This window comes from Pseudomonas bohemica (assembly GCF_002934685.1).
GTDB lineage: Bacteria > Pseudomonadota > Gammaproteobacteria > Pseudomonadales > Pseudomonadaceae > Aquipseudomonas > Aquipseudomonas bohemica.
This window is the reverse complement of record NZ_NKHL01000121.1, coordinates 415,169-428,414: the sequence shown is the minus strand read 5'-3', so window position 1 is coordinate 428,414 and position 13,246 is coordinate 415,169. Positions and strand designations below refer to the sequence as shown.

The following is a 13,246-nucleotide window of genomic DNA, read 5'->3' as shown; positions in this document are numbered from 1 at the left end:
TCGCCTTATTTCTTCGCAGCCTCCCAGCTTTTCAAAAGATCGGAATACGCGATGGTTTCGCCCTTCGGTTTCTCGTTGGCCAGTTTGCGCTGCGGTGCGAGGAACTTGCCGCCGCTTTGTTCAGCCTTGCTGTACCACTCCTCAGCCGAGGTTTCCGGGTTCATCTTCGGTGCGCAACCGCTGGCTTCCTGGACCTTGGAACGCTCGATTCGGGTCATGATCGCGTCCTGATCCTTGGCCAGACCGTCCAACGCCGCTTGCGCAGTCTTCTCGCCGGTTACCGCCTCAGCCACGTGACTCCACCACAGCTGTGCCAGTTTCGGGTAATCCGGAACGTTGGTGCCGGTCGGCGACCATTGCAGGCGCGCCGGGCTGCGATAGAACTCCACCAGACCACCCAGCTTCGGCGCCAGCGCGGTCATCTCTTTGGAGTTGATGTCCGACTCGCGAATCGGCGTCAGGCCGACGATGGTTTTCTTCAGCGAGACCGATTTGGAGGTCACGAACTGTGCGTAAAGCCAGGCCGCGTTGCGTCTTTTCTCGTCGGAAGCTTTGAGGAACGTCCACGAACCCACGTCCTGATAGCCCAGCTTCATGCCATCTTTCCAGTATGGGCCCTTTGGTGACGGCGCCATCCGCCATTTCGTCGTGCCATCGGCGTTCATCACCGGCAGACCCGGCTTGGTCATGTCCGCAGTGAAAGCTGTATACCAGAAAATCTGCTGCGCGACATTCCCCTGAGACGGAACCGGACCGGACTCGGAGAAGGTCATGCCCGCGGCTTCCGGCGGCGCATAGGCCTTGAGCCAGTCGATGTATTTCTGAGTCGCGTAAACAGCGGCCGGGCCATTGGTGTCGCCACCGCGAGTGATGCTGGAGCCAACCGGGTGGCAATCCTCGACGCGGATACCCCACTCGTCCACCGGCAGACCGTTCGGCAGACCCTTGTCGCCGCTGCCGGCCATGGAGAACCAGGCGTCGGTGAAGCGCCAGCCCAGGGACGGGTCTTTCTTGCCATAGTCCATGTGGCCATAGACCTTCTTGCCGTCGATTTCCTTGACGTCTTCGCTGAAAAACTTGGCGATATCTTCATACGCCGACCAGTTCACAGGGACGCCCAGCTCATAGCCGTATTTGTCCTTGAACTTTTTCTTCAGGTCAGGACGCTCGAACCAGTCGGCGCGGAACCAATAGAGGTTGGCGAATTGTTGGTCAGGTAGCTGATACAGCTTGCCGTCCGGCGCGGTGGTGAAGGAGGTGCCGATGAAGTCCTTGAGGTCCAGGGTAGGCGATGTGACCTTGGCGCCTTCCGGGCTGGCCATCAGGTCTGTCAGAGACAGCGCCTTGCCGTAGCGGAAGTGTGTACCGATCAGGTCGGAGTCGTTAACCCAGCCGTCGTAGATGCTCTTGTCGGACTGCATGGCGGTCTGCAGCTTCTCGATGACGTCACCTTCCTGCAGGAGGTCGTGAGTAACCTTGATGCCGGTGATTTCGGTGAAGGCCTTGGCCAGGGTCTTGGACTCGTACTCATGGGTGGTCAAGGTTTCCGAAACCACCTTGATGTCCATGCCGCGAAACGGTTCGGCAGCCTTGATGAACCACTCCAGTTCCTTGAGTTGGTCAGCGTCGGACAGGGTCGTCGGCTTGAACTCGCTGGCCGCCCACTTCTTCGCGGCGTCCTCGTACTGATCGGCCCAGGCCGAGACGCTCAAACCGCTGAGCATCACCATGGTCGCTACCGTAACACTATGTCGCAGCTTGTTTTTCTTATTGAACATAGACACCTCCAGTGTTGATTCTTATGTAGTCCCGCGTTTCAAAACCGTCTGCATTGCTACTGGTAGGGGCGCGCTTGCCCGCGATAACGCGTGGCCTGCCATAAAGCGTTGTCTGGCACCCTGCCATCGCAGGCATGTGTGCTCCTACAGTCTCTCGCCGCTCTTTCTCACCCCCACCGCATTACCACCAACAGCCAAACCAGGGACAGCCCGGAGGCGACCCAGATGTTCCAGTCAGTCGCGCCGATCACCAGCAGATGCAGGTAGGCGCTGCCGAGAAGACCGATGAATAGCCGGTCGCCACGAGTGGTGGCAATCGGTAGAAAACCGCGACGTTCGATGCTCGCCGAGCGCAGCTCCCAGACGGTCATCGCAACCAAAATGGTGGCGATGGACGCAAAGAAAATGGCGGTCGGCAGTGTCCAGGACATCCACTCCATTTTTCGACTCCTCAGACACGACCAAGGGCAAAACCCTTGACCACGTGATTGCGAACGAACCAGATCACCAGCATGCCCGGCAGGATGGTCAACACCCCCGCTGCCGCAAGCACGCCCCAATCGATCCCCGATGCCGACACCGTGCGGGTCATGACCGCGGCAATCGGTTTTGCGTTGACCGATGTCAGAGTCCGCGCCAGCAACAGCTCGACCCAGGAAAACATGAAGCAGAAGAACGCCGTCACACCGATACCCGAGCCAATCAGCGGGATGAAAATCTTGCCGAAGAACTTGGGAAAGCTGTAACCGTCGATGTAGGCCGTTTCGTCGATTTCCTTCGGCACCCCGGACATGAAGCCTTCGAGAATCCACACCGCCAAAGGCACGTTGAACAGGCAGTGCGCCAACGCCACCGCAATGTGGGTGTCGAACAGACCGATGGACGAGTAGAGCTGGAAAAACGGCAGCAGGAACACTGCCGGCGGCGCCATGCGGTTGGTCAGCAACCAGAAGAACAGGTGCTTGTCGCCGAGAAAACGATAGCGGGAAAACGCGTAAGCGGCGGGCAATGCCACACTCAGCGATATCACGGTATTCAGGCAAACGTAGTACAGCGAGTTGATGTAGCCGCTGTACCAGCTCTCATCGGTGAAGATCACCCTGTAGTTGGCGACGGTAAAATCCTGCGGAAACAGCGTCAGGCCGCCGAGAATTTCGGTGTTGGTCTTGAACGACATGTTCACCAGCCAGTAGATCGGCACCAGCAGAAACAGCAGGTAGATCCACAGCGGCACCACTTTTCTTAACTGCATTTTCTTCAACGGCAGTTTTTCGCGCTTGCTCATGGGCCGCTCCTCAGTTCTTTTCGCCGTGGGTCATCGCGGTGTAGAACACCCAAGAGACCAACAGAATGATCAGGAAATACACCAGCGAGAATGCTGCCGCCGGACCCAGGTCGAACTGGCCGAGCGCCATGGTGGTCAGGGTCTGGCTGAGGAAGGTCGTCGAGTTGCCCGGCCCGCCGCCGGTCAGCACGAACGGCTCGGTGTAGATCATGAAGCTATCCATGAAGCGCAGCATCACCGCGATCAGCAGCACGCTCTTCATCTTCGGCAACTGGATATGTCGGAACACGGCCCAGTTCGATGCCCGGTCGATTCGCGCCGCCTGGTAGTACACGTCCGGAATCGCCCGCAGACCGGAGTAGCAGAGCAGCGCCACCAGCGAGGTCCAGTGCCAAACGTCGATGACCAGCACCGTCACCCAGGCGTCCGAGGCATTGGCCGCGTAGTTGTAGTTGATGTGAAAGAAATTGTTCAGCGCGTAACCCAGCAGGCCGATGTCGCCACGGCCGAAAATCTGCCAGATAGTGCCGACCACGTTCCATGGAATCAGCAGCGGGATGGTCATCACGATCAGGCACAGCGACGACCAACGCCCCTTGGTCGGCATGGTCAGGGCGATGCCGATACCCAGTGGAATCTCGATCAGCAGCACGCAGAACGAGTAAATGAACTGACGCAGCAGCGAGTCATGCAGGCGAGGGTCCTGCAACACCTGTCTGAACCAGTCGGCGCCGACGAAATAACGGCTGGACTGGTCGAAGATGTCCTGCACCGAATAGTTGACCACGGTCATCATCGGAATGATTGCGCTGAATGCCACCAGCAGAAACACCGGCAGCACCAGCCACCAGGCCTTGTTGTTCTGCACTTTACTCATGGGGCACCTCGCTGGCCGGTACTTGATTCGCGGCGGCTTCCAGCAAAAATTCATCGGCGTAGAGCATCAGCCACTGGGCCGGGAAACTGATCCAGGCCTGACCCTGCGGCACCGGTTTGTCTTCCTGCAGACGCACCTTGAGCGACTGCCCCGCCAGATTCAGGGTAAGAATCTTGTAAGTGCCCAGGTCCTCGACATAGGTCACGTCGGCGCACATGGCATCGTCGAACGGGCCGTCCCAGACATGCACGAATTCCGGCCGAATCCCGACCTTGAGCGTGCTCCACTGCGTCGCCGCCAGGCGCTGTTGCAAGGCTTCGGGCAACGGCAGATGGATCCCGCCGAAACCGACGCCGCCCGCCTCGGGCTTGACCTCGATCAGGTTCATGCCGGGGCTGCCGATGAAGTAGCCCACGAAGGTGTGATGGGGTTTCTCGAACAATTCGCGCGGGGTGCCGAACTGCACGATCTGGCCACCGTACATCACCGCGATCTTGTCGGCGAAAGTCGAGGCCTCGAGCTGATCGTGGGTGACATAGACCATGGTGATGTTGAACTGCTCGTGGATCTGCTTGAGCTTGCGCCGCAGTTTCCACTTCAGGTGTGGATCGATCACGGTCAGCGGTTCGTCGAACAGAATCGCCGACACGTCGTCGCGCACCAACCCGCGCCCCATGGAAACCTTCTGTTTCTCGTCGGCGGTGAGGTTTTTGGCTTTCTTTTTCAGCAGCGGTTGCAGGTCGAGAACATCGGCAATTTCCTGCACCTTGGCCTGAACCTTCGCCTCGGCCATGCCCTGATTGCGCAGCGGAAAGGCCAGATTGTCGAACACCGTCATGGTGTCGTAGACCACCGGAAACTGGAAAACCTGAGCGATGTTGCGCTGCTCCGGCGACAGGTCGTTGACCACCGTGGAGTCGAACATCACCCTGCCTTCGGACGGACTGAGCAAGCCGGAAATGATGTTGAGCAGAGTCGATTTGCCGCACCCGGATGGCCCGAGCAAGGCATATGCCCCGCCCTGCTCCCAGATGTGGGTCATCTCGCGGATCGCGTAATCTTCAGGGCCACTGGGGCTTGCGCTGTAGCTGTGCGCGAGTTGTTGCAAGCGTATCTCGGCCATCAGGCAACCCTCGCCATGCGCAGGCCCGGGGCCTGGATAAGGCCGCCCTGCTGATCGAATACGAACAATTTATGGGTAGGGATGTACACGCGGATCGGCGTATCGACGTCGTACTCGTGAACGCCCGGCAGATGCAGCACCAGCGAGAAGTGCTCGTTGCGCACATGCAGGAAGGTTTCCGAACCGCTGATTTCGGCCAGCTCCACGGTTACCGCCAGTTCCAGATCGTCGTCATTGGACGGCACCAGGCTCAGGTGGCTGGGACGCACCCCGAACCCGTAGTCACCATCGCCGATTTTGCGCAGGTCGACGTTGAGCGGGAAATGCACGAAGTTGGCGAAACTCACTTCGTTGCCTTCGATGCGCCCCGGCATCAGGTTGATCGGCGGCTCGGAGAACAACTCGGCAGCGAGCACGGTTTTTGGCTGGTGATAGACCTCGGGGGTCCTGCCGCTCTGAATCAGCCGGCCTTCGTGGAGGATCGTCGTAGTCCCGCCCAGAGCCAGCGCTTCGTTGGGCTCGGTGGTCGCGTACACCGCGATGGTGTTGCGGGTCTCGAACAACTGACGCATTTCCTGACGCAGCTCTTCGCGCAGTTTGTAGTCGAGGTTGACCAGTGGCTCATCGAACAGGATCAGTTCGGCGTCCTTGACCAGCGCACGGGCCATGGCCGTGCGTTGCTGTTGGCCGCCGGACAGTTCAAGGGGGTAGCGGGTAAGGAATTTTTCGATCCGCAGCATCTTTGCGGTTTCCCGCACGCGGCTTTCGATTTCGTCCTTCGACATCCTGGCCTGGCGCAGCGGCGAGGCGATGTTGTCGAAGACGGTCATGCTCGGGTAGTTGATGAACTGCTGGTAAACCATGGAGACGTTGCGATGACGCACCGCAATCTGGGTGACGTCTTTGCCATTCATCAGTACTCGGCCGCTGTCAGGCTTGTCCAGACCGGCCATCAAGCGCATGAGGCTGGTCTTGCCTGATAAGGTGCGCCCCAACAATACGTTGAATGAGCCGGGTTCGAAGCTCAGCGAAGCATCGTCGATCCAGATCTGACCGTCGACCGCGCGGCTGACGTGCTCAAGCGTGAGAGACATGGCGTGCCCTTTTTATTTGTTTTGTTCGGGGTGTAACACTTGGTCGGGTTGTTTAGCGACCGATTGTTGGATAGCGACAATCGTGCCAATCGACATTCGCTAGCGAACAGCGAGTCAAAAGCCGCAGATTAGAGCGCTCAGAGCTAAATTTGGAGCAACCCCATATTCGTTGATGAACATAAATGAACAGGAAAGACTGAACACTTGAACAAAATGAACATTGACTTTGAACAATCCTGAACAACAATGGGTGAACGATTCGAGCACGGATGCTCTGCCAAAGCCGTATCTCAAAAACAATAAAAGCTCGCGCACGGACACATGCCCATGGCCACACCCGCCGCACCCATCGCTCACGACACCATCATTCAGGACTCCTGGGCCCGCTGCCGTGAGTTCGGCCTTGACCATCAGTCCAGCCCGGCCTTTGGCCGCTTGCCTGACCAGCAGGTTTCACACTTGCTGGAGCGCCATCACGCGCTGGTGCAGACCACCCATCAACAGGTGCTGCCCTTCTACGAAAACATTCTCAGCAACTCCAATTGCTTGATCCTGCTGGCCGATCAGCAAGGTCAGGTGCTCAACTCCTGGGGCACCAAGCGCTTCGTCGAACCGGCTCAGCAAAAGGGTTTTGTCGCAGGCGCCAGTTGGCTGGAACGAGGCGTCGGCACCAACGCCATCGGCACCGCGCTGGCCTGTGAACAGGCTGTTCACATTGAACACGATGAACACTTTCTCAAGGCCAACCGCTTCATGACCGGGTCGGCGGCGCCGATCTTCGATGCGTCCCGGCGGATGGTCGCGGTGCTCGATGTGTCCAGCGACAGCTTCCTGCCACCGTCGCACACGTTGGGGATGGTGAAGATGATGAGCCAGACCATCGAAAACCGGCTGATCCTCGACCAATTCCAGAACGGCTACTTTCAACTGACCTTCAACACCGGGCTGAACAACCTCGACAGCCAGTGGGCCGGGCTGCTGGTGTTCGATGAGAGTGGCCGCATCCTCTGCGCCAACCGCCGCGCCGATAATCTGCTGGGTGTGAGTCTGTTGCAGGTGAATATCGAGAACCTGTTCAAGGCGCCAATCGCGCACCTGCTCGATCAACAGGAAGGTCAGCCCTTCCCGCTTCAGGCCTCGGGACATAACCGCTTTCACTGCCTGATCAAACGGCCGAAAGCGGCGGTGCTGACATTCCGGACCGTGTCCCCTGCGAAGAAAGCCGACATCAACCAAGCCACGACCGCGGGTTTTGGTGATGAGAAAGTCGCCAAGGCTGTGCTTCAGGCCCAGCGTCTATTGGAGAAGAACGTCCCGCTGTTGATCCTCGGCGAGACCGGCGCGGGCAAAGAGGTGTTCGTCAAGAATCTGCATCAAGCCAGTTCGCGGGCGGATCGGCCGTTTATCGCGGTGAACTGCGCGGCAATCCCTTCTGAGTTGGTCGAAGCCGAGCTGTTCGGTTACGAAAAAGGCGCGTTTACCGGCGCGCACCATAAAGGCAGCATCGGCCTGATCCGCAAGGCTGACAAAGGCACCTTGTTCCTCGACGAAATCGGCGACATGCCGCTGCCCGTTCAAGCGCGGCTGCTGCGGGTGTTGCAGGAGCGCTGCGTGCAGCCGTTAGGCAGTAGCGAGCTGTACCCGGTGGATATCCGGGTCATTTCAGCGACTCACTGTTCGTTGCGCGAACAGGTGCAAAGCGGGCGCTTCAGGCAGGATTTGTATTACCGCATCAGCGGCCTGAATCTGGAACTGCCACCGCTACGTGAGCGCACCGACAAGGCCGAACTGGTACAGGCGATCTGGCAACAGCACCGCGAACCTCAGCAGACAGCGGGATTCGATGCTTCAGTCCTGACGTTGTTCGAACGGCATCCGTGGCCGGGTAACTTACGCCAGTTGAGCAACGTGATTCAGGTGGCGCTGGCCTTGGCCGACGATCAGCCGATTTCCATCGAGCACCTACCGGAAGATTTCTTTGCCGATCTGGAGATGGAGAACGGCCGCACAAGGTCCGACACCGCGCCCCATCGCAAGGCTGCGTTGGATACGCCGGAAGAATTGAATGAGTTATTGCAGGCGGCCGGGGGGAATATTTCGCAGTTGGCCAAGCGGCTGGGGGTGAGTCGTAATACGTTGTACAAGCGACTCCGGGAGCAGGATCAGCATGTTTGAAGGGCGGCTGGGCAGTGCGTCATGTGACTCATCTGTTTCTGACCCTCCGCATTCGCGGCTGTCGCACAGCTCCTGCAGCTCCCACAGGTTTTGCGTGGTTGATCAGATTTGTGATCGACGCTGAACCTGTGGGAGCTTCTGGAGGTTACGACAGTGGCGAAGGCGGTGTACCAGATACACCGCATGCCCAGGGTTGATGAGCAACCCTGAATTGAATCAATCCGCCAACCGCCAGGTTGTCCCACCTTTACCATCTTCCAGCACCACGCCCAAGGCGGTTAGCTGGTCGCGGATGCGATCGGACTCGGCCCAATTCTTGTCGGTACGGGCTTGCAGACGCGCCGCGATCAGCGCTTCCACTTCTGCGGCATCGACACGACCTTCAGCGCCTGCGCGCAGGAAGTCGTCGGCTTCGAGCTGCAACACGCCCAGCACGCTGGCCAATTGCTTCAAACGCGCCGCCAGACCGGCCGCTGCCGCAACATCACTGTCACGCAGGCGGTTGATCTCGCGCACCATCTCGAACAGCACCGCACAGGCTTCCGGCGTACCGAAGTCATCGTTCATCGCTGCGCAGAACCGCTCGACGAGCGCTTCGCCACCTGCAGGCTCGACGGCTGGCAGCCCTTTGAGCGCATGGTAGAAACGTTCCAGCGCGCCCTTGGACTCTTTCAGGCTGTCTTCCGAATAATTGATCGCGCTGCGGTAGTGGCTCGACACCAGCAGATAACGCACTACTTCCGGATGGTATTTATCCAGCACGTCGCGAATGGTGAAGAAGTTGTTCAAGGACTTGGACATCTTCTCGCCATTGATGCGGATCATGCCGCAATGCATCCAGGCATTGGCGTAGGTTTTGCCAGTGGCCGCTTCGCTCTGGGCGATTTCGTTTTCGTGGTGTGGGAATTCCAGATCGCTGCCGCCGCCATGAATATCGAAGGTCTCCCCCAGGCAGCAGGTGGACATCACCGAGCACTCGATATGCCAGCCCGGACGCCCCGGACCCCATGGCGACTCCCAGCTCGGCTCGCCCGGCTTGACGCCTTTCCACAGCACGAAGTCGAGCGGATCGTCCTTGGCTTCGTCGACCTCGATCCGCGCACCGATGCGCAAATCTTCGATCTTCTTGCGCGACAGCTTGCCGTAACCCATGAATTTGGCGACGCGGTAGTACACGTCGCCATTACCGGGTGCGTAAGCGTACCCCTTGTCGATCAACGTCTGAATCATGCTCAGCATGCCGGGGATGTGGTCTGTGGCACGTGGCTCCATATCCGGCTTGAGAATATTCAGGCGCGCTTCGTCCTCGTGCATCGCATCGATCATGCGCGCGGTCAGGGCATCGAAAGGCTCACCATTCTTGTGAGCTCGGTTGATGATCTTGTCTTCGATGTCGGTGATGTTACGCACATAGATCAGGTCGTAGCCGCTGAAACGCAGCCAGCGGGTCACCAGATCAAAGGCGACCATGCTGCGGCCGTGACCCAGATGGCAGTAGTCGTACACGGTCATGCCGCAGACGTACATACGCACCTTGTTGCCATCCAGTGGCTTGAAGACTTCTTTGCTCTTGGTGAGCGTGTTGTAAATAGAGAGCACGTTTCCTACCTTAACTCCACGAATCGCGGAGAGTGACGGTCCGGTTGAACACCGGTCGACCGGGTTTCGAGTCCTTCAGATCCGCGCAGAAATAACCTTCGCGTTCGAACTGGAAACGGTCTTCCGGCGCAGCTTCACCCAAAGAAGGTTCAGCCCGACAACCGGTCAGGACCTGCAAGGAGCCTGGGTTGATGTTGTCCAGGAAGGTCTTGGCCTCTTCTGCCTTTTCCGGGTGCGCAGACCGGAACAGGCGATCATACAGACGCACTTCGCACTCGATGCTTTCAGCGGCCGGTACCCAGTGAACCACGCCTTTGACCTTGCGCCCTTCGGGGTTTTTGCCCAGGGTGTCCGGATCGTAGGAGCAACGCAGCTCGACGATGTTGCCGTCGGCGTCCTTGATCGCTTCCTCGGCACGGATCACGTAGCTGCCACGCAGACGCACTTCGCCGTTCGGCTCCAGACGCTTGTAGCCCTTCGGTGGCTCTTCCATGAAATCATCGCGATCAATGTAGATCTCACGGGAGAACGGCAGCTTGCGCACGCCGAGCTCTTCTTTCTGTGGATGACGCGGCAGCTCGAGGTGATCGACCTTGTCTTCCGGATAATTGGTGATCACGACCTTGAGCGGACGCAGTACGCACATCGCGCGCGGGGCGTTGTGATCCAGGTCCTGACGGATGCTGAATTCGAGCATGCCGAAGTCGACCACGCCGTCGGAACGGTTGGTGCCGATCATTTCGCAGAAATTGCGGATCGACGCCGGGGTGTAGCCGCGACGGCGAAAGCCCGACAGGGTCGACATGCGCGGGTCGTCCCAACCGTTGACGTGCTTCTCATCGACCAGTTGCTTGAGCTTGCGCTTGCTGGTGATGGTGTAGTTCAGGTTCAGGCGCGAAAACTCGTACTGGCGCGGCTTGCACGGCACCGGCAGATTGTCGAGGAACCATTCATACAGCGGACGATGGCTTTCGAACTCCAGGGTGCAGATCGAGTGGGTGATGCCTTCGATGGCGTCCGACTGACCGTGGGTGAAGTCGTAGATCGGGTAGATGCACCACTTGTCGCCGGTCTGGTGATGATGAGCGTGGCGGATGCGGTACAGGATCGGGTCGCGCAGGTTCATGTTCGGCGAGGCCATGTCGATCTTGGCACGCAGCACGCGGGCGCCGTCTTCGAACTCACCGGCCTTCATGCGGGCGAACAGGTCGAGGTTTTCTTCGACGCTACGCTCACGAAATGGGCTGTTCTTGCCCGGCTCGGTCAAGGTACCGCGGTATTCACGGGCCTGCTCGGGGGTCAGGTCGTCGACGTAGGCCTTGCCCGCCTTGATCAGCTCGACAGCCCAGTCGTGCAACTGATCGAAATACTGCGAGGCATAGCGCACTTCCCCGGACCACTGAAAGCCCAGCCATTTGACGTCGTTTTCGATGGCGTCGATGTATTCCTGGTCTTCCTTGGCCGGGTTGGTGTCGTCGAACCGCAGATGCGTGACGCCACCGAACTCCTGAGCCAGACCAAAATTGACGCAGATCGACTTGGCATGACCGATGTGCAGGTAGCCGTTCGGCTCCGGCGGGAAACGGGTCACGATCTTGGTGTGCTTGCCCGAATCCAGGTCTGCCTGCACGATCGGGCGCAGGAAGTTGGTGGGAATTGCAGGGCCTGCCTTTGAATTCGCAGCGGCGTCTTGAGTGGGCTTGCTCATAGGATCCTTGAAAACCTAACAGTCTTGACCAGGGTAGGCCGAATAAATCAAAGCGCCTATCATAGCCGAACCTGTCAAGCCCCTGACAGCGTGCAGTGACAAAACTGCCGAGATACATCGCGGGTCTTCGCGGCAATGACTTCAATGCAACTTCCCGTTGCGCGAGCAGCCTCTGTAAACTGCGCGCCCGGGTGAAATCAGCGGTACTTGCAACCAGTTCCTGTGCTGTAAGCCGCGATCGACACGACCAACCACGAATTCCAAGAGAGCGACCGAGAACATGTCCAAAGTAAAACTGACCACCAACCACGGCGACATCGTCCTGCAATTGAACGCTGAAAAAGCACCGATCACTGTCGCCAACTTCATTGAATACGTGAACGCCGGCCACTACAGCAACACCGTATTCCACCGCGTCATCGGTAACTTCATGATCCAGGGCGGCGGTTTTGAGCCAGGTATGAAGGAAAAGAAAGACAAGCGCCCAAGCATCCAGAATGAGGCCGACAACGGCCTGCCGAACAAGAAGTACAGCGTTGCCATGGCTCGCACCATGGAACCGCATTCGGCATCGGCACAGTTCTTCATCAACGTCGCTGACAACAGCTTCCTCAACCACAGCGCCAAGACCGTGCAAGGCTGGGGCTATGCAGTGTTCGGTGAAGTGGTTGAAGGTTCGGAGATCGTTGACAAGATCAAAGGCGTTGCCACGACCTCCAAGGCTGGCCACCAGGACGTACCGGCTGAAGATGTGATCATCGAGAAAGCAGAGATCATTGAGTGATACTGCTGATCTCCGATCTGCATCTGGAAGAAGAACGCCCGGATATCACCCGGGCGTTTCTGGATCTGCTGAGTGACCGGGCCCGTGGCGCCGAGTCGCTGTATATCCTCGGGGATTTTTTCGAAGCCTGGATCGGCGATGACGCGATGTCGCCCTTCCAGCGCTCGATCTGCGAAGCCCTGCGCGCCTTGAGCGACAGTGGCACGCGGGTATTCCTGATGCACGGCAATCGCGACTTCATGATTGGCCAGGCCTTTTGCAAGGCGGCTGGCTGCACCCTGCTTCGCGATCCAAGTGTCGTGAAGTTCAACGGGGAACCGGTGTTGCTGATGCACGGCGACAGCCTGTGTACCCGCGATGAAGCCTATATGCGCATGCGTCGCTTGCTGCGCAATCCACTGACTTTATGGGTTCTGCGTCACCTGCCCTTGAACACCCGGCACAAGCTGGCGCGCAAGTTACGCAGCGAAAGCCGCGCGCAGACCCGCCTGAAAGCCAACGACATCGTCGATGTGACCCCCGAAGAAGTGCCGCGGATCATGTCCGAGTTCGGCGTGAAAACCCTGATCCACGGCCACACCCACCGCCCTGCCATCCACAAACTGCAAATCGGCGACGACACCGCGCAGCGGATCGTACTCGGGGACTGGGACCGCGAGGGTTGGGCGTTGCAGGTCGATGAACAGGGCTTTCGACTGACTTCGTTCGGATTTGTGCAAGACGAGCCGTCGGCGATCGGGCACGGCGAAAGCAACAGCTGAACCCGGTAGATCGTACAGCTCGAAAGCTGTGGGAGTGAGCTTGCTCACGAATGCGGCATGTC

The 13,246-nt window shown here is 58.6% G+C and carries 11 protein-coding genes; 3 read left to right on the top strand and 8 right to left on the bottom strand.

What is annotated here, in order from left to right; translation table 11 throughout:
- Window positions 1-5: 5 nt before the first annotated feature.
- The 6 genes from CE491_RS29435 to CE491_RS29410 all read right to left on the bottom strand — a co-directional run bounded on the left by CE491_RS29435 (window position 6) and on the right by CE491_RS29410 (window position 6,157).
- A complete protein-coding gene (locus CE491_RS29435) occupies window positions 6-1,778 on the bottom strand; it encodes an ABC transporter substrate-binding protein (protein ID WP_110951824.1) in 1,773 nt (590 codons plus the stop codon).
- 167 nt (window positions 1,779-1,945) lie between these two features.
- Entirely contained in the window at window positions 1,946-2,218 is a 273-nt protein-coding gene (locus CE491_RS29430; protein WP_110951823.1) for a DUF2160 domain-containing protein, read from the bottom strand.
- Between the two features lie 11 nt (window positions 2,219-2,229).
- Complete coding sequence (locus tag CE491_RS29425; RefSeq protein WP_110951952.1) at window positions 2,230-3,030, bottom strand: carbohydrate ABC transporter permease; 801 nt, start codon at window positions 3,028-3,030, stop codon at window positions 2,230-2,232.
- Between the two features lie 43 nt (window positions 3,031-3,073).
- Complete coding sequence (locus tag CE491_RS29420) at window positions 3,074-3,940, bottom strand: carbohydrate ABC transporter permease (protein WP_110951822.1); 867 nt, start codon at window positions 3,938-3,940, stop codon at window positions 3,074-3,076.
- Entirely contained in the window at window positions 3,933-5,063 is a 1,131-nt protein-coding gene (locus CE491_RS29415; RefSeq protein ID WP_110951821.1) for an ABC transporter ATP-binding protein, read from the bottom strand. The genes CE491_RS29420 and CE491_RS29415 overlap by 8 nt, the downstream gene beginning before the upstream one ends.
- Window positions 5,063-6,157 carry an ABC transporter ATP-binding protein gene (locus CE491_RS29410; RefSeq protein ID WP_110951820.1) on the bottom strand — a complete coding sequence of 365 codons (1,095 nt, stop codon included), beginning with the start codon at window positions 6,155-6,157 and terminating at the stop codon, window positions 5,063-5,065. The genes CE491_RS29415 and CE491_RS29410 overlap by 1 nt, the downstream gene beginning before the upstream one ends.
- Before the next feature lie 327 nt (window positions 6,158-6,484).
- Between CE491_RS29410 and CE491_RS29405 the strand changes: the two genes are divergently transcribed.
- On the top strand, window positions 6,485-8,332 hold the full coding sequence (locus CE491_RS29405; protein WP_110951819.1) for a sigma-54-dependent Fis family transcriptional regulator: 1,848 nt from the start codon (window positions 6,485-6,487) through the stop codon (window positions 8,330-8,332).
- A gap of 216 nt (window positions 8,333-8,548) precedes the next feature.
- On the opposite strand, the gene cysS is transcribed toward CE491_RS29405, so the two are convergent.
- Complete coding sequence (gene cysS, locus CE491_RS29400; protein ID WP_110951818.1) at window positions 8,549-9,931, bottom strand: cysteine--tRNA ligase; 1,383 nt, start codon at window positions 9,929-9,931, stop codon at window positions 8,549-8,551.
- A 10-nt stretch (window positions 9,932-9,941) separates the two neighbouring features.
- Window positions 9,942-11,639, bottom strand: a complete 1,698-nt coding sequence (locus CE491_RS29395) for a glutamine--tRNA ligase/YqeY domain fusion protein (RefSeq protein ID WP_110951817.1) — start codon at window positions 11,637-11,639, stop codon at window positions 9,942-9,944.
- 280 nt (window positions 11,640-11,919) lie between these two features.
- Here CE491_RS29395 and CE491_RS29390 point away from each other — a divergent pair, with 280 nt between their 5' ends.
- Complete coding sequence (locus CE491_RS29390) at window positions 11,920-12,423, top strand: peptidylprolyl isomerase (protein ID WP_110951816.1); 504 nt, start codon at window positions 11,920-11,922, stop codon at window positions 12,421-12,423.
- On the top strand, window positions 12,420-13,184 hold the full coding sequence (gene lpxH / locus CE491_RS29385; protein ID WP_110951815.1) for a UDP-2,3-diacylglucosamine diphosphatase: 765 nt from the start codon (window positions 12,420-12,422) through the stop codon (window positions 13,182-13,184). The genes CE491_RS29390 and lpxH overlap by 4 nt, the downstream gene beginning before the upstream one ends.
- The last annotated feature ends 62 nt before the right edge of the window (window positions 13,185-13,246 follow it).

What these genes read in the sequence shown, in the direction of transcription:
- CE491_RS29435 (WP_110951824.1), bottom strand. Translation starts at nt 1,778, where the DNA reads ATGTTCAATAAGAAAAACAAGCTGCGACATAGTGTTACGGTAGCGACC.
- CE491_RS29430 (WP_110951823.1), bottom strand. Translation starts at nt 2,218, where the DNA reads ATGGAGTGGATGTCCTGGACACTGCCGACCGCCATTTTCTTTGCGTCC.
- CE491_RS29425 (WP_110951952.1), bottom strand. Translation starts at nt 3,030, where the DNA reads ATGCAGTTAAGAAAAGTGGTGCCGCTGTGGATCTACCTGCTGTTTCTG.
- CE491_RS29420 (WP_110951822.1), bottom strand. Translation starts at nt 3,940, where the DNA reads ATGAGTAAAGTGCAGAACAACAAGGCCTGGTGGCTGGTGCTGCCGGTG.
- CE491_RS29415 (WP_110951821.1), bottom strand. Translation starts at nt 5,063, where the DNA reads ATGGCCGAGATACGCTTGCAACAACTCGCGCACAGCTACAGCGCAAGC.
- CE491_RS29410 (WP_110951820.1), bottom strand. Translation starts at nt 6,157, where the DNA reads ATGTCTCTCACGCTTGAGCACGTCAGCCGCGCGGTCGACGGTCAGATC.
- CE491_RS29405 (WP_110951819.1), top strand. Translation starts at nt 6,485, where the DNA reads ATGGCCACACCCGCCGCACCCATCGCTCACGACACCATCATTCAGGAC.
- CE491_RS29395 (WP_110951817.1), bottom strand. Translation starts at nt 11,639, where the DNA reads ATGAGCAAGCCCACTCAAGACGCCGCTGCGAATTCAAAGGCAGGCCCT.
- CE491_RS29390 (WP_110951816.1), top strand. Translation starts at nt 11,920, where the DNA reads ATGTCCAAAGTAAAACTGACCACCAACCACGGCGACATCGTCCTGCAA.